The sequence below is a fragment of the Bacillus sp. 41-22 genome, assembly GCF_025809295.1.
Lineage (GTDB): Bacteria > Bacillota > Bacilli > Bacillales > Bacillaceae_G > Bacillus_A > Bacillus_A mycoides.
The window spans coordinates 2,103,540-2,122,322 of sequence record NZ_CP084035.1; the positions used below are offsets into that span (position 1 = coordinate 2,103,540).

The following is an 18,783-nucleotide window of genomic DNA, read 5'->3' on the forward strand; positions in this document are numbered from 1 at the left end:
ACGATTACTACTAAGGTGGATTCATAATGGAATCAATAAGGGTGGTACCGCGTTAAGTAAATGGCTTAGCGTCTCTTTATATAGAGACGTTGGGCCATTTTTTTATTTTATAGAAAAAGAAATGGAGGTTTTATTCAGATTGATCAATAATATTTATTTATTAATATAAAATGATTTTAACAGGAGGAAAATAGGATGAAACAGACGGAGCAATGGACTTCGAAATTAGGTTTTATAATGGCAGCAGCAGGATCAGCAATTGGACTTGGCGCAATATGGAAATTTCCTTATATCGCTGGGAAGAGCGGGGGAGGAGCATTCTTTTTAATTTTTATATTATTTACTGTATTAATTGGACTACCGCTACTTATAGCTGAATTTATGATTGGACGCAGTACACAGAAACAAGCAGTTGGAGCATTTAAAAGTATCGCACCAAATACAGGATGGCACTGGATTGGACGTCTTGGCGTTGGAACTTGTTTTATATTACTTTCATTTTATAGTGTTGTAGGTGGATGGGTACTAATTTATTTATTCAGAGGAGTAACTGGACAACTTATTACTCCGGGACAAAATTACGGTTCGTTATTTACTGAAACAATTGGAAATCCGCTTTGGGCTATTACTGGACATTTCGCTTTTATGTTCATTACGATATGGGTTGTATCAAAAGGTGTACAAAATGGAATTGAAAAAGCAAGTAAATATATGCTACCAGCATTGTTCGTTTTATTTGTCGCTCTTATTATTCGTTCATTAACACTGGATAATGCGATGCAAGGCGTGAAGTTTTTCTTACAACCAGATTTCTCGAAGATTACTTCAGAAAGTATTTTATTCGCAATGGGCCAATCATTCTTTGCGATTAGTATAGGGATTTCGATTATGGTTACGTATAGCTCGTATTTAAATAAAAAAGAAAGTTTACCAAAATCAGCAATAACAATTGTTGGATTGAATTTATTCGTCTCTTTATTTGCAGGTCTTGCCATTTTTCCAGCAGTATTTTCGTTAGGCATGGAGCCGACAGAAGGGCCAGGCTTACTATTTATCGTATTACCATCTGTATTTAGTCAAATTCCATTAGGAGGATTGTTCTTAACGGTATTTCTTGCGCTATTTACATTTGCGACATTAACATCGGCATTTTCTCTACTAGAGACGGTAGTTTCAGCATTAGCAAATGGTGAACAAGAAAGAAGAGTTAAACTTTCATGGATCATCGGTTTCTGCATTTTCCTAGTAGGTATACCATCGGCCTTATCATTTGGAGTATGGAGTGATATTACGATTTTTGGGAAGAATATTTTTGATGCAGTAGACTTCTTATCTAGTAATATATTAATGCCGCTTGGAGCGCTATTCATTAGTATTTTCGTATCATTCAAGATGGAAAAGAAAGTGCTAGAAGCTGAATTTTTTGTAGGTGGAAATTACGGAAAGAAAGTATTTACTTGCTGGGCATTTTTACTTCGGTTTGTAGCACCACTTGCAATAATTATTGTCTTTTTAAATGTAATAGGAATTATTTAACAATAAATGTTAAGATATTCAGTAAAAAAGAAGGTGATGATTATAAAGGCGAATTTGATGGAAACAGGGAAATACATGAACATTAGAGGGAAAAAGCTATACGTTGAAACACATGGAAGTCCTAAAAATAAACCAGTATTATTTTTACACGGTGGTCCAGGTGAAAGCTGTTATGATTTTTCATTTCATCAAGCGGAACGATTAAAAGATTCCTTATATGTAATTATGATAGATCAAAGAGGAGTTTGTCGATCAGAAGGAATTACTGAGGAAGAATCTTTTGGATTAAATGATTTAGTTGAAGACTGTGAGGAAATAAGAAAACTACTACAAATTGAGAAATGGTCTGTAATCGGGCACTCTTTCGGTGGATATGTAGCATTGTTATATGCAAGGGCGTATCCAAATTCAATAGAGAAAATAATATTTGAAGGTCCGACTTTCGATTTTGCATTAACAAGTAGGGCTCTATTACAAAGGACAGGAACGTTATTAACAAAGTATGGAAAAGAAGAAGTAGCAGAAGAGTGCCTCGCTTATTCATCTAGCAATACTAGTTCAGAGGAGTTGCTAGAAACCTACATAAGATTAAGCGATGAATTAGAAGAAAAAAGAATGGAGATTTATGAAAATAAGGAGTTTAAAACTGACTATAGTTTATATAGTGATGAAGAGTGGGAATAATTTTCAAAGCGTTCCGAAATCCATTTTGATAGATTAAAAGCAGAAAGATCATTTCATACGTCATTATTATCAAAAATAAAAGATGTAGAAAATCCAATGTTATTAATTGTAGGAAAATATGATGTAGTAACGTGTGAAAAACAAATTGAAACATTTAATAAAGATGCTCGAAATGGGAAGCATATCATATTCGAAGAGAGTGGCCATACACCACATTATGAGGAAGCTGATCGATTTGCTGAAACAGTCATTCATTTTTTGAACTAAAAAAGAAAGAGCGCTTCGTATAATGCGAAGCGCTCTATTTTAAATTTCTGGATAAGTGATTGTAATATTAGGCCATTTACTTTGCCATTTCTTTTGATTAACTCTTTTGTTGTACATATGTATTCGTTCTTTCGTTTCAAGAAAATGAAGTGTAGGTTTCACTTGTAATGAAAGTACATCTTCAATTCCACATGGAGCTGTTAATATGACATTGTTTTGCTCGTCAAGCGTAACTCCTAAAGCGGTTGCTGTTTCAGGAAATTTAGAAATAGCATCAACAGAAGAAGAGTATGGTGGCATTCCATTCACTACATGCATGCGAGTTTGATTTTTTACTGACCAAGGGATAGAGGCATCCATATTCGCCAGCTTCTGTTTTAATGATTGTTCGTACGCCTCATCTTTATGTAATGGATCATAATAAATGACATCGACATCTGGCGTAGCCGTTCTTACTTCGTAGTTATGTAAAGTATCCCAAATTTTAGAACGGACAAACCCAGCGCAAATCCACCAATCAGGTAGCTCTAGTGATTTTGCCAATTGTAATACATTCATCATCCATTCGTCGTTTTCTATTAAGTGAATTAAATCTTGCTCTGTTTTTATATTCATTGATAAATACACCTTCCTAGTAGATTAATGCATCAGCTCAATAATCCATAAAATCCAGTGAGCACCTGGTACAAATAAAAGTTGTGCTAATAAGGTGCCGAGAAGTCTAGAAATCATTAGCCAACCATACATTTTACTCATAGATTCAGCGCCATTTTCTGATTGTAAAGCACGTTCTGTCAAAAGTGCTATACGTGGATCGAGTAACACTGTTAATAAAATTGTAGCAAAACCATTCACAAGGCCAGAAGCTGTACTTGCATTTGTTGCGTAATCTGGATTTAGAAAAGAAGCATAAAGGGCAGAAAGAACACCTGCTGTATAAATTGCAGTAGCAAACATGTTAATAAGCATAATACGCTTTGGGATACCACCGATACGCAATCTATGAATCATTTCAAATCTTGGAAAGCGCACATATTTTTTTGTGTACTTTAATTTTTGAATGTTATTTGTTTTCATCATTCGAATGAAAGAACCATCTGTTTCAAAGTTTTGAATGACATATCCAAATAGTTTTGTCAAAGTTGGATAAAGAATAATCGCAAGTAATGTACCGATGGAAGCTGATAATAGTACAAGTCGTATAGTATACTCTAAATTAATAGAAACATCTTGTTTTGCGTCATCGACAATCCCGCCAATTAAAAAGGCTTGTAGTAAATTTGACGTTCTTGAAATAAGTAATACCATTCCTACGACAGATAAGGCAACGACAATCTTTTTTAAACGAACACCAGCTAATCGAATACTATAAGAACTAGTTTCGACTGCGTGGATGACAATTGTGAAAGCCATTATAAAAATTAATGTAATTGACATTTGTTTCACCAGTTTCTATTGAATTAATTGTAACTTTTTTACTTTATCATATCTATCCGTATTTTGTAACTGAAACTATGTAACATAGAAAAAGTAATTTTTCGAAAAATAAATAATGATAGTATAGTAGAGGTAGAGTAGTAAAAAACCTTCAGTATTACATGTAAAGTAGGATGAGTGGGGGATTAAATATGTATACAACATTTTTATTTGATTTAGATGGAACAGTAACGGATCCTAAAAAGGGGATTGTAAATTCAGTTTTGTACGCGTTAGAAAAGGTTGGAATTGAAGAATTACATGTAAGTGAGTTAGATTCATTTATTGGTCCTCCTATTCAGCAATCATTCGTAGAGAGATATAATATGAATGAAGGAGAAGTTGAACGAGCTGTTTTTTATTTCAGGGAGTATTTAAAGCAACGTGGGTTGTTGGAGAATAGTGTATACGAGGGTATTCCAAATCTCCTAAAACAATTAAAAGATACCGGAAATCGTTTATTTATAGCTACTTCAAAGCCTACTATTTTTGCTAGACAAGTAATAGAGCATTTTCAACTAACGAATTATTTTGAAGATATCATTGGAAGTAATTTAAATGGAACGAGAATAAAAAAAGAAGAAATAATTGCTCATATTTTACAACAAAATGAAGGACTTAATAAAGAGGAAGTTGTCATGATTGGAGATAGAAAGCACGATATAATAGGTGCAAATCATAATGGAATTGCTTCAATTGGTGTTTTATATGGCTATGGTAGTGAAAATGAGTTGATTGAAGTTAGTGTGACTCATATAGCGAAGGATATAGAAGAACTACACCATTTTTGTATAGAAAATGGTTTAATAAAAAAATAAAAATAGAGACTAACAATCCCTTTATAACGTATGACGATGAAATCGTTTTTGTTTAAAGGGATTTTTCATATGTAATCGAATATGTATAATTAGACATTTTAGTATGAAAAATTTGTATGAATTAGAGGAGGGATGTCAGAAATGAAAGATTAGTAGAAGTTTATCAATAAAAGATTGAATTTTCAGTTTAAAGGAGGGGTATAATTGGAGCTAGTTATTATATTATTAGCACTTAGCTTACTTATGTTTGTAGCGTATAGAGGGTTTTCTGTTATTTTATTTGCACCGATTTTTGCATTATTTGCGGTATTTTTGACAGAACCTAGTTTTGTATTACCTTTCTTTTCTAATATTTTTATGGAGAAAATGGTAGGGTTTATTAAACTATATTTCCCGGTGTTTTTACTTGGAGCAATTTTTGGGAAAGTAGTAGAAATGTCAGGAATTGCTGATTCTATTGCAAAGACGATTGTAGAGTTGGTTGGAGAAAAACGTACGATTTTAGCGATTGTTTTAATGGGTGCTATTTTAACGTATAGTGGTGTTAGTGTATATGTAGTGGTATTTGCTATATTTCCGTTTGCAGCTAAGCTTTTTCGACAAGCTAATATTCCAAAGCGCTTAATACCTGGAACGATTGTCCTTGGAGCAGTAACGTTTACAATGGATGCGCTTCCTGGATCACCACAAATTCAAAATGTAATACCTACAACATTTTTTAAAACGGACATTTATGCTGCACCGATACTTGGTATTGTAGGGGCAATTTTTGTTCTCACGTTAGGTTTATTATATTTAGAGAGTAGGCGTAAGAAGGCAAAAGCAGCAGGTGAAGGGTATTTTGGTTTTAACAATGGGAATACTGAAATGGCAGCATCTTTGGAATTAGAGCAGAAAGAAATACCGCTGTTAAATAGTTTAGAAATTACGAGGGCACAACAACTTATTGCTTTTATACCACTTATTTTAGTAGGTGTAATGAATAAAGTGTTTACTATTATGATACCGAAGTGGTATCCGAACGGTTTTGACTTTTCAGCAATTGGTATGAAAGCATTTGGAAAAGTAGAATTGAGTGCGGTAGTTGGAATATGGTCTGTAGAATTGGCACTTATAATAGGAATTTTAACAACTCTTTTATTATATTGGAAACGGGTAGTAACAGGATTTCAAGCTGGATTGAATACAAGTATTGGTGGTGCGCTACTTGCAACAATGAATACAGGAGCAGAATTTGGTTTTGGTGGTGTCATTGCAGCACTTCCAGGCTTTGCAATTATGAGAGACGGCATTTCTGCAACGTTCACAAATCCTTTAGTGAATGGAGCGGTAACGACGAATATTTTAGCCGGTATTACAGGTTCTGCATCAGGAGGAATGGGGATTGTTTTAAGTGCGATGGGGGATAAATTTATTGCAGCAGCCAATCAATTTGATATTCCATTAGAAGTTATGCACCGTATCGTATCAATGGCATCAGGAGGAATGGATACATTACCACATAACGGGGCTATTATTACTATTCTTACAGTAACAGGTTTAACACATAAACAGTCATATAAAGATATATTTGCTATTACAGTTTTGAAAACGCTTGCTGTGTTTTTAGTTATCGCATTCTATACTATTACAGGAATTTATTAATAATAGATACTATATGAATTGTAAAGATTTATTTAGTTGATATTTTATAAACTAAAACATTAATAAGGGGAAGAAGGGGTGGAGTACTTGCAAGAAGTTGCTGAGTTTCGTATGCCGAAGTCGGTACTATATGGAAGAAATTCGATTGAAAAGCTGGGGGAACAATCAAAGAAGTTTGGGAAAAGAGCTTTTATAGTTACTGATACAATTATGGAGAAATTAGGGTATGTTGAAAGGTGCATAAAACAGCTAAATAAGAAAGGTATTACTGTTATTACATATAACAAAGTGAATGCTGAGCCTACAAATTTACACGTATTAGAAGCGTTAACGATTTGTAAAGAAGGAAAGTGTGATTTTATTATCGGTATTGGTGGTGGAAGTTGTATTGATGCTGCGAAAGCAGTAGCGGTGTTACATACTAATGGTGGAGCAATTGAATATTACGTCCAAAAAGATGTTGAAATAGAAAATGATCCACTACCACTCATTGCAATTCCAACAACTTCAGGTACTGGGTCAGAAGTAACAAGTGTAGCAGTAATTACGAATAAAAAAACAGATGTAAAAATGATGATGAAGCATCCGAGTTTTACCCCGCAAGTAGCGATTATTGACCCGATATTAACAAGTTCGGTACCACCTCATATTACGGCAGCGACAGGTATAGATGCATTATGCCATGCAATTGAAGCATATATTTCTAAATTTTCACAACCACTTACAGATGTACTTGCTCTTTCGGCTATTGAAAGTATTATGAAATATTTACGTATTGCATATGAAGATGGAGATAATATGGAAGCAAGGGAAGCAATGATGATCGCTTCATTACAAGCTGGAATTGCATTCTCAAATGCATCAGTTACGTTAGTTCATGGTATGTCAAGGCCAGTAGGTGCACTATTTCATGTACCGCATGGTATATCGAACGCCATACTATTACCTACAGTTTTAGAGTTCACAAAAACAAGTGCAGTGAAAAGGTTAGCCGAGATTGGACGCAATTTAAACAAAGATCTCTACTCATATTCTGAGGAAGAAGTAGCGAATTACACGCTTGCTGAAATAAAGAAACTTTGTTTCGATCTTCGTATTCCAAATTTAAAAGAATATGGAATTGATGAAATTGAGTTTGAAAATGCTATTTCAAAAATGGCCTCGGATGCAATTGAAAGTGGTAGCCCAGGAAATAATCCACGAGTTCCTTCTTATAATGAAATTAAACAGTTGTATCGACAATGTTTTAATTATCAATATGAAGATTCTATAAAAACATTAGGGAATTAATTTCAGAATATTCCCATAAAATTTCCTTGGAAATATAGTTAAAACAAGACTTTATATTATAAAATTAAAGTCTTGTTTTATTGTGTATAATATACATAATAAAACATTGTTATTAGTTTGGAAAAAAGTTTAGGTAGGTGTGTTAATATGAAAACGATAGGGCTTATAGGTGGTATGAGTTGGGAATCGACTTCAGAATATTATCGAATTTTAAATGAAGAGATAAAAAGTAGATTAGGAGGATTACACTCAGCAAAATGTTTGATTAATAGTGTGGATTTTGAAGAGATTGAACGATTCCAGTCTAACGGGGATTGGGATGGAGCAGGGGAAGTATTAGGGAATGCGGCGTATTCATTGCAGAAGGGAGGAGCAGATTTTATAATCATTTGCACAAATACAATGCATAAAGTAGTGGAGAAAATAAAAGAGAATATTAACATCCCCGTATTACATATTGCTGATACTACTGCAAAAGAAATTAAAAGAAAAGGTATTCAAACGATTGGTCTACTTGGAACAAAATATACAATGGAGCAAGATTTCTATAAGTCACGTATAGAAGAGAATAATATAAAAGTAATAGTGCCAGTAGAAAAAAATAGAGAAAAAATAAATGAAATAATTTATACAGAATTATGTTTAGGAAAAATAACATCACAATCTAGAGAGTATTATAAAAGAGTCATAGAAGAGCTAGTGCAAAAAGGAGCACAGGGCATAATTTTAGGTTGTACAGAAATAGGATTATTAATAAAGCAGGAAGACGTATTAGTTCCGATATTTGATACAACTTTTATACATGCAATGGAAGCAGTAAATGTGGCTCTAGAAAATAGATTATAATTATATTATGTAAACTTAGTTCATGTATCTGGAAAACATTCAGAAAATATTTTATAATGTAAGTGGTTACATTTAAGGGGGATGCGTATGTTTTCAGTTCAACCAATCGCATTTGTACATAATGAAAGAAAGGAAATAAAAGATGACGAATGGGGAGAAGTAAGATCCTGTATTACTTTAACTGAATTGTATACAGAGGAAAGTATACAAGGGATTGAAGATTTTTCTCATATTGAAGTTGTTTTTTATTTTCATAAAGTAACGGATGAACAAATTCAATATGTTGCTAGACATCCTAGAAATAATAAGGATTATCCTAAAGTAGGCATTTTTGCACAGCGCGGGAAAAATCGCCCGAATCGCTTAGGTGTAACAATTGTAAAAGTGATAAAAAGAGACGGTAAATCAATTATTGTTGAGGGATTAGACGCTATTGATGGCACCCCTATATTGGATATAAAGCCAATAATGAAAGAGTTTATGCCGAAAGAAGAAATACAACAGCCTAAATGGGTAACGGATATAATGAGACAGTATTGGAAGGGGAATGGAGTAAAATGAGAATATATGAGGCAACAATTGCAGATTTAGATGGACTAGCATCAGTTTTTAATAACTATCGTATGTTTTACCGACAAGATTCCGATTTAGAAGGTGCAAAAGTATTTTTACGAAATCGTATCGAGAGAAAAGAATCCGTTATTTTCGTAGCAGTTGAAGACGGTGAATATATTGGATTCACGCAACTATATCCATCATTTTCTTCCATTTCAATGAAAGAATTATGGATTTTAAATGATCTGTTTGTACAGGCAGCGAAGCGCGGATCTGGAACAGGTAAAAAATTATTAGAAGCTGCTAAAAAATTCGCATTAGAAAATGGCGCAAAAGGTGTAAAATTACAAACAGAGATTGATAATTTATCAGCACAGCGATTATACGCTGAAAATGGTTATTTAAGAGATAATCGTTATTTCCATTATGAATTAACATTTTAAAAAATGTAAGATTAAAAGAGACGTTTTCAAAATGAAAACGTCTCTTTTAAATTGTTTTATAGTTGATTTAAAACCCAGTTTGTTGCATCTTCAAAGTTTTCTGCAATGTAGTTTGGCTCAATATGTGCCCAGTTGTCTCGGTACGTATGTAAAGCATCGTATCCAGCGCCTGTTCGAACTAATATTGTTGTCGCATTCACTTTTGCTCCTGCCACAATATCAGTCCAGCGATCACCAACTACAGCACATTCTGTTAAATCAAGCCCATGTTTTTCCGCTGCTTTAAGAAGCATGCCTGTACTTGGTTTACGGCATTCACAACCATCCCCGTGTTTATGAGGACAAACGTAAATATCATCAAAACCGAAACCTTCTAATTCTTGTACAAAATCAGCTACAGTCGCTATTCCATCCGCGATACCTGGTTGATTTGTGAAAGAGAAAATTTTTATATTTTGAGCTTTTAGTTTTTGCAGAGCTGCTTTTGTAAAGGGGAATAATGTAAAAGATCCAGGATAATGTATTGTAGTGTCGCCGCCAATTGTACCGTCACGATCAATGAAAATTGCTTTAATGTTTGTCATAGTTATAGTCCCTTCAATTAAAAAGTAGTTTAAAAATGTTTTACAAATCGATATCCATTTACTTCATAACCTAATTTTTTGTAAAAAGGATGTGCTTCCACTCTTTTTGTTCCGCTAACTAGCCATGTTCCAATGCAATTATGCTTCTTTGCTAACTGTTCTGCATAATTCATTAACACTTGTCCAATGCCTTTCCGCCGTATTGTGGAATCGACGCTAATAATTGAAATTTCTCCATAACGAGTTACATCTTCTAAATTTTCACGTATACGAAACCCAAGTAATCCAAATATAGTTTCTTCTTCCTCATAAACATATAAAAAATCAAAAGGACTCATGTGTACGAATTGCAATCGGTTGTTCATATCTTCATAGGAAATAGAGGAACCTTTTAATTCTTTCGTTAAAGAACAAAGTGCATCTATATCATCTATCGTCGCTTCACGGATTTGAAAAGACATATTATTCACTCCAATAAAATGTAATCAAACATTTAATATTCTGTTAAAAAATGTTTTTTCCTGCTATGAAAATAAATATTTTATAATGATATACAGATAGCTATATGTTATTCTTTTCCTTGATTGTATTGGAAATGGAAAGAAGGGGAATGTATGTTGAAGGTGAATATCCGCTCAGCTGGATATGAAATAGGTGAAAAAACAATTCATGATATTGCTTTTTCAATTGAAAAAAGTGAATTAGTTGCTCTTATTGGCGCAAATGGTGCCGGGAAAAGTACGACGATTAAAACGATGCTAGGCTTACTTGTAAATATGAATGGTGAAATAGCATTTGGTGAAAAGAAAAATCCGTATGCATATGTGCCGGAACATCCAACATATTATGATTATTTGACGCTCTGGGAACATATTGAATTATTAATGGCTGCTCGTGAGAATGAAGTAGGAAGCTGGGAAAGGGAAGCTGAAGAATTATTGCATATGTTTCGAATGGATAAGCATAAGCATGAGTATTTATCAAAGTTTTCAAAGGGGATGAAACAAAAATCGATGCTTATATTGGCGTTTTTAACTAAGCCAGATTTTTATATAATTGACGAACCTTTTATCGGATTAGATCCAGTAGCTACGAAAGAGTTTTTAAGTTATTTATATAAAGAAAAAGAGCGCGGGGCAGGAATTTTACTTTGTACGCACGTATTGGATACTGCTGAAAGAATTTGCGAAAGATTTTTGCTCATTTCACAAGGTACATTAGTTGCAGATGGACATTTAGAGTCTATTCAAACGTTAGCGGAAATGCCGGGGAGTTCATTATTAGACTGTTTTGATGTAATCGTAAGGCGTGAACAGCATGATTAAAAAACAATTTTATAAAAGATTACGCCATGAACTTGAGCGGAAATGGAAGTCCATACGTTCGGTAACAGATTGGACAGTTGCGTTATATATAATTATTCCAGCACTTATATTTATGGGAATCTATTATCGATCACTATGGACGGAAACATTATCGATGGAAGAGACTGTGTATTTCGGATTAGGTTTACTCGCATTTTATCTTGTAACATATTCGAGAGGTGTACGCTCGTTTTTTGAACAAGCAGATAGTTTATTTTTAATTTCGTATCCAACTCATATGCGAAAATTAATTCAGTATGGCATGATATATACATTTATTCGAATAGCGATAACGAATGTAATGGTAGTAGTTGTTATGTTACCAGTGTTAATGAAAAGTATCGGAGCGACAAAGATACAAATCGTATTATTTTGGACATTCTTTACTGTATTTCGATTTATGTTGTCGTTGTTGACGAGATTTATTCATATACGTGTGGGGAAACGATGGCTACTATGGATTATAAAAAATGTAATATTTTCTATAAGTCTATCCTTTTTTGGATTGAGTCTGTTTCTTATTTATAAAAATCCATTTTATTCTATACTATGTATCGGTCTAGCAGTTTTTCTAATTATCGTATTGATAAAAGAAAAACTAAATTATAAAAATTGCTTTTTTAAAGAAGTTGAGAAAGAGAAAGAAGAAAGTATGCGCTGGACGAGTGGGATTATGCAAGTTGGTGGTCATGCGGCTAAACCGAGTAGTTCGAGTAAAAAACCGTGGATGTTCCCACATTCTAAAAGACTTTTAGGGAAAAAAGCTGATTCGCGTATCGTTGAATCTTTTTTGAAAGAATTTTTCCGTACAAGTAGTGCACGAATATTTTATATTCAAATTGTATGTATAAGCACGGTAAGTATTATGATGAGTCCGAGGTGGATTGCAGCTATTATCCTCGTATTTACGTTAGTTGCAATTTCTCGTTATGCACGCGATTATTGGAATGAATTTACGAAAAAAATGTTTCTACATTTATATTGTGATGAAGGCAAATTACTATTGTTAAGATGGAAGGCAGATCGCTATTTATTACTTCCAGTAATACTTTTGTATGGAATAGTTATACTTTCTCATTTTTATTTATTACCAGCTGTAATTGCCGGGATTATTTTTATAGTATGGATTGGTTGGATTGTATTTTTACCATAGAAAAAGAGCCGGAAATGGCTCTTTTTCTAGTCTGTAACACACTGGTAAATAAAATATACTAAAAGGAGTATGCTTGCGGCTGAGTACACGACATCTAAAGTCATCTGATTGTCCCCCTCATTGTTGTTGTATTTATAGTGTATGAAATCTTACAATTTCATATTCAAGTGAAAAATATGTGAACGTTAACAAAATTGTAAAGTGCAAAAATTACAATCATTTTGTATAATAGAAGAAACAACCGTTATATAAAATATAATGAGTGAAAGGGGAGGGAACATAAATGCCAAATTGGTTTAGAAAAACCTTAGTCGCATTAATTACCGTATTTACGTTTGGTTTAGTGACGCCTCCTTCCATATTACTTGATAATGCCAAAGCTGCGGACAAGCCTACGAGCACAGCTGGGCAACAAAATTTGGAGAGTACGTCCTATACATATGAAGAAACAAATGATAGGTTAACCACCGATACTTTTGTTAACTATGCGATGCAAGAAGCAGAGAAGCAATCTATGCAAAAATTCGGCTCTAAAATTGGGCCTGTAATTGAAGATGAATTTAAAGATGTTGTATTACCTAAAATTGAAGAGGCAATTGCGGAACTTGCAAATGATGTGCCAGAAGAATCGTTACAATCATTAGCGATTTCTCAAAGACCGGCTGGCGGAAATAATGAAAAGATTTTTCATGTTTATGACACGAAATCAGGAAATGACTTACTGCGATTTCATGTGAGGAGAGATCATCCACCGCAAGATGGATATTATTTTAATTTCCACTATCATCGTTTTGATGATGGATATTCAGGACACCATGAGTTAGGAAATATTTATTGGAATACGAATGTACCGCCGAAATGGTTGTCTTAAAAAGAACGAGAGAAAATCTTGTTCTTTTTTTCTTTATGAAAGGATACGACATTTATGTTGTTGAATAACATATGTTTAGGAAAAAAGAAAAAAGGGAGTATGGGGATGCAAAAATATATCGTTTTTGACTTTGATGGCACATTAGTAGATTCACAAAATATATTTGTACCGATTTATAATCAACTTGCTGAAAAGCACGGATATAAAACGGTAAGGGAAGAAGAAATTGAGTATTTACGTAAATTAACGATGCCAGAGAGATGTAAGCAACTCGATGTACCACTGTATAAACTACCGATATTAGCGCTGGAGTTTTATAAATTGTATCAACCTGCTATAAAAGATCTCGTTTTGTTCCATAGGATGAAGGATGTATTAGATGAATTACATAAAAAAGGCTACGGGATTGCCGTCATATCATCGAACTCAGAAGAGCATATTCGGGCGTTTTTACACAATAATGGTATCGAAAATATTCAAGAAGTGTATTGTTCTAAAAATTTATTTGGTAAAGACAAAATGATAAAAAGATTTTTAAAATCAAAAAAAATAACAGAGCAAGATATGTTATATGTCGGTGATGAACAGCGAGACGTAGCAGCGTGTAAAAAGGCTGGTGTGAACGTAATTTGGGTATCTTGGGGATATGATGTCATTGAAACAGTAGAAAAAGATGCACCAGATTATATGGTTCATACGCCTATGGAAATTTTACAAGTCGTACAGGGGGCACATTCTTAATATGAATACACTTCGAGCAGGTATTCATCATATTGAATTTTGGGTCGCGAATTTAGAGGAGTCTATTTCTTTTTATGATAAATTGTTTTTGATAATTGGATGGAGAAAGTTAAATGAAGTAGCATATAGTACGGGAGAAAGTGAAATATATTTTAAAGAGGTGGACGGGGAAATTGTAAGGACTTTAGGGCCTAGACATATTTGTTACCAAGCTATTCGTAGAGAAGTAGTTGATGAAGTAGCAGATTTTCTTGCTAGTACAAAAGTGAAGGTAATACGTGGTCCGATAGAAATGAGTCATTATTCGGACGGATACTATACTATTGATTTTTACGATCCGAATGGATTTATTATAGAAGTAGCGTATACACCAAATGTAGAAATGTAAGGGGAATAAACATGAAGACAATTACAGCACGGCAAAGCAATATACAAATAGTAAAAGATGCAGCAAATATTGAAGAAATCTCTAAAGGTTTCTCTCCTGATAAAAAATATATAATTACGACTATTGAAGATGAAAAGTATTTGTTACGGACAGGCGATATAAAAGAGTTTGAAAGAAAGAAAATAGAGTTTCAAATTTTAAATGAAATGCAAAAACGTAGTGTGCAAGCACAAAAGCCAATTGAAATGGGTTTGTTGGAAGAAGAAGGTTTATGCTACGGTGTTTTTTCGTATATAGAAGGAGAAGATGCGAAGAAGCTATTGCCTACGTATTCACCAAAAGAACAATATAATATTGGTATAGAGGTAGGAAAAGATTTAGCAAAAATGCATACATATGAAGCTCCTAAGGATATATTTCCATGGTATGAAAGAGCAATGAAAAAACACCGGAAATATTTAGTGGCATATAAAACATGTGGAATAAAAATAAAAAATGATGATAAAATCATAAAGTTTATAGATGATAATGAAATGTATTTACAAAACCGCCCAAATCGATTTCAACACGATGATTTTCATTTAGAAAATATAATTGTGCGGGATGGGAAATATGTAGGTGTTGTTGATTTTAATGGATACGACTGGGGCGATCCACTCCATGATTTCGTGAAAATTGCACTATTTGCAAGGGACATTAGTATTCCGTATTCAATTGGACAAATAGAAGGATACTTTAATGGTAGAATACCAGAGGAGTTTTGGAAATTATATGCGGTGTACGTTGGCATGACAGTTTTCTCATCAGTTGTCTGGTCCTTACGAGCAGCACCGCATATGTTAGATGATACGTTAGAACGTCTTACTATAGTTTTAAAGGATCATAAAAACTTTGAATTATCGAAGCCGATTTGGTTTGATAGTGAAATGATAAATGAAGAATAGGAAAAGTAGGTGTGTTATCTCACACCTACTTTTTTATTATTAAAATAATTATTAAATTTTCTTAAATGTAAGCGGCTGAGTACTTAACATAGCTGGTACATGTAACTGAAGGGATGGGAATTCACCACTCACACTCATTTCATAAGCGAATAATAAACTCATTTTCATTTGGAATAACTCAACTTCTGCGGAGAAGATGTCGTAATGATGATGCCCTAATTGAATATCCATCTCCATAAATTGTACATTTAACGAATCATCTCGCTTGTATATTTGTAATGTTCCGTATGCAGGATGTTCAAAAGTACCAGTATAATCCTCTAACTTGTGAGAAGGTGTAGTTCCTTTAATTTGTTCAGGAAGTGATTCAGTTGCTTCTTTCATCATTTCCTTCATTTTTTCAGTATCTTCTACAGCACGTTTATGCCAATCAATGGATTCTAATTCAAGTAGTTCATCATAAATTTGATTAGCGAGATAAGTAGGAAGTAATGTGCCTCCAGCATTTGTTAAAATGACAAGGCCTATGTTTTCATTTGGTATGAATGAAACGAGCGCTGAAAATCCATCAATATTACCGCCATGATGAACCACCTTATTACCACGATAAGCGCTAATAAACCAACCAAGTCCGTAACTATTTAATGGAGATTCGGGAAGTGATAAAATCGGTTGATCTGGAATTGAATTGTGTGGTGTGTACATTTGTTGTAATAATTCAGAGGAGATTAATTCATGATCTCCAAACTTTCCTTCGTTTAAGTGAAGAAGTACCCAATTTGCCATATCTTCAATTGTAGAATTAATACATCCGGCAGCGCCGACTGTATCGATGTTACGGAATGGAACTTCTTTTATTTCATCTTCATTTTCAATGTAAGGTAAAGCATAATCATCTGTAGTTTGTGAATCTGTAACAGAGAAATTTGTATGTCTCATATTTAAAGGTTCTAAAATATGTTCTGTAGCGTATTGCTCCCATGTTTGATTTGTAATGTTTTCAACAATGTAGCTAATTGTTGCATACATTAAGTTGTTATAAAGAAATGCTGTGCGGAACGGTGCATCAAGTTGTAAATGTTTTATTTTTTCAACGAGATCTTTTCGAGATAAGGAAGAGCTGTACCAAAGAGCCTCATGACGACTTACCCCAGTACGATGGGAAGCCAAATCTCGTCCTGTAACTTGTGAGCTAGCAAGTAGTTCAGATAAAGAGAAGTTAGGTATATAAGACTGGACAGGAGTATCCCAATTAAACTTTTTTTGCTGTGCCAACAAGCTTAATGAAAGTGTGCCAAAAGCTTTCGTTGAGGAACCGATTGCGAACCGAGTACTCGGTGTAACAGGTTCTTTTGTTTCTATATTTCGATATCCGAAACCTTCTGAAAGAATAACTTCACCGTCTTTTATAACAGCTACAGCAGCACCAGGAACGTTTAAATCCTTCATCATTTTTTCAACCGTTGTTTGTAACGAAGTCATAACAGGAGTTTCAATTTTAGACATACTTCTAACCTCCAAATATAAATTTTGTCCTACCGCACTATACTTTCGGTAATAGAAAATGAAAACCTTTTTAAATATGGAAAGTTAATAATTTTGTAAGAATTACTGAAATGATTTTTATTTATCAAGATTATTAAATTTATTGTTTTTCATGTTATGATAAATTTCATATAAGATTGAAAGAAGGTTTTCCTACATATGAAACATGCTGAATATGAATACTTAAATTTATGCCGCCATGTAATGGAGCACGGTACGAAGAAAGAAGATCGTACAGGGACAGGAACTGTATCTGTATTTGGATATCAAATGCGTTTTGATCTGAGTAAAGGGTTTCCTTTATTAACGACAAAGAGAGTCCCGTTTCGCCTTGTAGCAAGTGAACTGCTTTGGTTTATGAAAGGTGATACAAATATTCGTTATTTATTGCAACATAATAATAATATTTGGAATGAATGGGCATTTAAGAGCTGGGTAGAAGGTGACGAATATACTGGCCCTGACATGACTGATTTTGGTCTTCGTTCACAACAAGATGAGGAATTTAAAGTGCAGTACGATGAGCAAATGGAATTGTTTAAAAAGAACGTTCTAGAAGATGATGATTTTTCGAATAAATATGGTTATTTAGGAGACGTATACGGAAAGCAATGGCGTGCTTGGAAAACGACAGCTGGTGAGACACTTGATCAATTAAAAGATGTAATTGAAATGATTAAAAAAACGCCAGACTCACGTCGCCTAATTGTTTCTGCTTGGAATCCTGAAGATGTACCAAGTATGGCATTACCGCCTTGTCATACCCTATTCCAATTTTATGTAGCGGATGGCAAACTTTCTTGTCAGCTATATCAAAGAAGTGGAGATATATTCCTTGGCATTCCATTTAACATTGCAAGCTATTCACTTCTAACACATTTAATAGCACATGAATGTGGTCTTGAAGTAGGAGAGTTTGTTCATACAATTGGTGATGCACATATTTATACGAATCATTTTGAACAAGTCGAAAAGCAGTTGGCACGTGAACCACACCCGTTCCCTAAACTTACATTAAATCCAGATGTGAAATCTGTGTTTGATTTTGAGATGGAAGATTTAACGATTGAAGGATATGATCCACACCCAGCGATTAAAGCACCGGTTGCAGTGTAATTGTAGAGGAGATGACAAGATGATTGTTTCATTTATGGTCGCAATGGACGAGAATAGAGTAATTGGTAAAGATAATAACTTACCTTGGCGTTTACCGAGTGAATTACAGTATGTAAAGAAAACGACGATGGGTCACCCACTTATTATGGGGAGAAAGAACTATGAAGCAATTGGTAGACCATTGCCTGGAAGACGTAATATTATTGTAACTCGTAATGAAGGGTATCATGTAGAAGGCTGCGAAGTAGCTCATACTGTAGAAGAAGTGTTTGAACTATGTAAAAATGAAGAAGAGATTTTTATTTTTGGCGGAGCGCAAATTTATGATCTCTTTTTACCTTATGTAGACAAGTTATATATAACAAAAATCCACCACGCATTTGAAGGGGACACATTCTTCCCAGAAATGGATATGACAAATTGGAAAGAGATTTTTGTAGAAAAAGGTTTAACGGATGAAAAAAATCCGTATACGTATTATTACCATGTATACGAGAAACAACAATAATAATAAAAAT

20 protein-coding genes, 1 pseudogene and 1 other annotated feature (1 of these 22 cut by a window edge) are annotated in these 18,783 nt (G+C 33.9%); of the genes and pseudogenes, 16 read left to right on the plus strand and 5 right to left on the minus strand.

Features of this window, described 5'->3' with window-relative positions:
* Positions 1 to 79 (plus strand) — a binding site (T-box leader); it begins 170 nt to the left of the window's first position.
* A gap of 116 nt (positions 80 to 195) precedes the next feature.
* Positions 196 to 1,536 (plus strand): sodium-dependent transporter, encoded by a 1,341-nt coding sequence (locus LCF45_RS10780; RefSeq protein WP_263894801.1) that lies wholly within the window; start codon positions 196 to 198, stop codon positions 1,534 to 1,536.
* Between the two features lie 36 nt (positions 1,537 to 1,572).
* Positions 1,573 to 2,487 (plus strand): annotated as a pseudogene (locus LCF45_RS10785) (alpha/beta fold hydrolase).
* Positions 2,488 to 2,526: 39 nt separating this feature from the next.
* Here LCF45_RS10785 and LCF45_RS10790 read toward each other — a convergent pair.
* Entirely contained in the window at positions 2,527 to 3,102 is a 576-nt protein-coding gene (locus tag LCF45_RS10790; protein WP_002127181.1) for a nucleotidyltransferase family protein, read from the minus strand.
* Between the two features lie 24 nt (positions 3,103 to 3,126).
* Positions 3,127 to 3,924: a lipid II flippase family protein gene (locus LCF45_RS10795; protein ID WP_078203237.1), complete on the minus strand. Its 798-nt coding sequence runs from the start codon at positions 3,922 to 3,924 to the stop codon at positions 3,127 to 3,129.
* 191 nt (positions 3,925 to 4,115) lie between these two features.
* On the opposite strand from LCF45_RS10795, the gene LCF45_RS10800 reads away from it, so the two are divergent.
* The 6 genes from LCF45_RS10800 to LCF45_RS10825 all read left to right on the plus strand — a co-directional run bounded on the left by LCF45_RS10800 (position 4,116) and on the right by LCF45_RS10825 (position 9,559).
* Positions 4,116 to 4,781: an HAD family hydrolase gene (locus LCF45_RS10800; RefSeq protein WP_016126864.1), complete on the plus strand. Its 666-nt coding sequence runs from the start codon at positions 4,116 to 4,118 to the stop codon at positions 4,779 to 4,781.
* Between the two features lie 204 nt (positions 4,782 to 4,985).
* A complete protein-coding gene (locus LCF45_RS10805; protein WP_002127185.1) occupies positions 4,986 to 6,425 on the plus strand; it encodes a GntP family permease in 1,440 nt (479 codons plus the stop codon).
* An 87-nt stretch (positions 6,426 to 6,512) separates the two neighbouring features.
* The gene (locus LCF45_RS10810) at positions 6,513 to 7,715 is read left to right on the plus strand and encodes an iron-containing alcohol dehydrogenase (RefSeq protein WP_002168486.1); all 1,203 of its coding nucleotides are present in this window, start codon (positions 6,513 to 6,515) and stop codon (positions 7,713 to 7,715) included.
* 147 nt (positions 7,716 to 7,862) lie between these two features.
* Positions 7,863 to 8,561: an aspartate/glutamate racemase family protein gene (locus LCF45_RS10815; RefSeq protein WP_002127187.1), complete on the plus strand. Its 699-nt coding sequence runs from the start codon at positions 7,863 to 7,865 to the stop codon at positions 8,559 to 8,561.
* Positions 8,562 to 8,648: 87 nt separating this feature from the next.
* Positions 8,649 to 9,122: an SAM-dependent methyltransferase gene (locus tag LCF45_RS10820; RefSeq protein ID WP_002127188.1), complete on the plus strand. Its 474-nt coding sequence runs from the start codon at positions 8,649 to 8,651 to the stop codon at positions 9,120 to 9,122.
* Positions 9,119 to 9,559, plus strand: a complete 441-nt coding sequence (locus LCF45_RS10825) for a GNAT family N-acetyltransferase (protein WP_033708121.1) — start codon at positions 9,119 to 9,121, stop codon at positions 9,557 to 9,559. Before LCF45_RS10820 ends, LCF45_RS10825 begins: the two co-directional genes overlap by 4 nt.
* A 56-nt stretch (positions 9,560 to 9,615) precedes the next feature.
* On the opposite strand, the gene LCF45_RS10830 is transcribed toward LCF45_RS10825, so the two are convergent.
* Complete coding sequence (locus LCF45_RS10830; RefSeq protein WP_002127190.1) at positions 9,616 to 10,143, minus strand: HAD-IIIA family hydrolase; 528 nt, start codon at positions 10,141 to 10,143, stop codon at positions 9,616 to 9,618.
* 29 nt (positions 10,144 to 10,172) lie between these two features.
* Complete coding sequence (locus tag LCF45_RS10835) at positions 10,173 to 10,604, minus strand: GNAT family N-acetyltransferase (RefSeq protein ID WP_002127192.1); 432 nt, start codon at positions 10,602 to 10,604, stop codon at positions 10,173 to 10,175.
* 153 nt (positions 10,605 to 10,757) lie between these two features.
* On the opposite strand from LCF45_RS10835, the gene LCF45_RS10840 reads away from it, so the two are divergent.
* From LCF45_RS10840 to LCF45_RS10865, 6 genes are all read left to right on the plus strand, one after another.
* On the plus strand, positions 10,758 to 11,468 hold the full coding sequence (locus LCF45_RS10840; protein WP_002127194.1) for an ABC transporter ATP-binding protein: 711 nt from the start codon (positions 10,758 to 10,760) through the stop codon (positions 11,466 to 11,468).
* Positions 11,461 to 12,660 (plus strand): ABC transporter permease, encoded by a 1,200-nt coding sequence (locus tag LCF45_RS10845; protein ID WP_078178919.1) that lies wholly within the window; start codon positions 11,461 to 11,463, stop codon positions 12,658 to 12,660. Before LCF45_RS10840 ends, LCF45_RS10845 begins: the two co-directional genes overlap by 8 nt.
* Positions 12,661 to 12,943: 283 nt before the next feature.
* Complete coding sequence (locus tag LCF45_RS10850) at positions 12,944 to 13,531, plus strand: YpjP family protein (RefSeq protein WP_002031682.1); 588 nt, start codon at positions 12,944 to 12,946, stop codon at positions 13,529 to 13,531.
* A gap of 105 nt (positions 13,532 to 13,636) precedes the next feature.
* Complete coding sequence (locus LCF45_RS10855) at positions 13,637 to 14,272, plus strand: HAD family hydrolase (RefSeq protein ID WP_033734641.1); 636 nt, start codon at positions 13,637 to 13,639, stop codon at positions 14,270 to 14,272.
* A 1-nt stretch (position 14,273) separates the two neighbouring features.
* Positions 14,274 to 14,660, plus strand: a complete 387-nt coding sequence (locus LCF45_RS10860; protein ID WP_001094650.1) for a VOC family protein — start codon at positions 14,274 to 14,276, stop codon at positions 14,658 to 14,660.
* An 11-nt stretch (positions 14,661 to 14,671) separates the two neighbouring features.
* Positions 14,672 to 15,604 (plus strand): aminoglycoside phosphotransferase family protein, encoded by a 933-nt coding sequence (locus tag LCF45_RS10865; RefSeq protein ID WP_263894802.1) that lies wholly within the window; start codon positions 14,672 to 14,674, stop codon positions 15,602 to 15,604.
* 51 nt (positions 15,605 to 15,655) lie between these two features.
* Here the strand turns inward: LCF45_RS10865 and LCF45_RS10870 are convergent, their stop codons facing one another.
* Positions 15,656 to 17,110, minus strand: coding sequence for a serine hydrolase (locus LCF45_RS10870; RefSeq protein WP_131246632.1), 1,455 nt, complete (start codon positions 17,108 to 17,110; stop codon positions 15,656 to 15,658).
* Between the two features lie 198 nt (positions 17,111 to 17,308).
* On the opposite strand from LCF45_RS10870, the gene LCF45_RS10875 reads away from it, so the two are divergent.
* Both LCF45_RS10875 and LCF45_RS10880 read left to right on the plus strand, forming a co-directional pair.
* Positions 17,309 to 18,265, plus strand: coding sequence for a thymidylate synthase (locus LCF45_RS10875; RefSeq protein WP_002127201.1), 957 nt, complete (start codon positions 17,309 to 17,311; stop codon positions 18,263 to 18,265).
* A 19-nt stretch (positions 18,266 to 18,284) separates the two neighbouring features.
* Positions 18,285 to 18,773 (plus strand): dihydrofolate reductase, encoded by a 489-nt coding sequence (locus LCF45_RS10880; protein WP_000637202.1) that lies wholly within the window; start codon positions 18,285 to 18,287, stop codon positions 18,771 to 18,773.
* Positions 18,774 to 18,783: the final 10 nt, after the last annotated feature.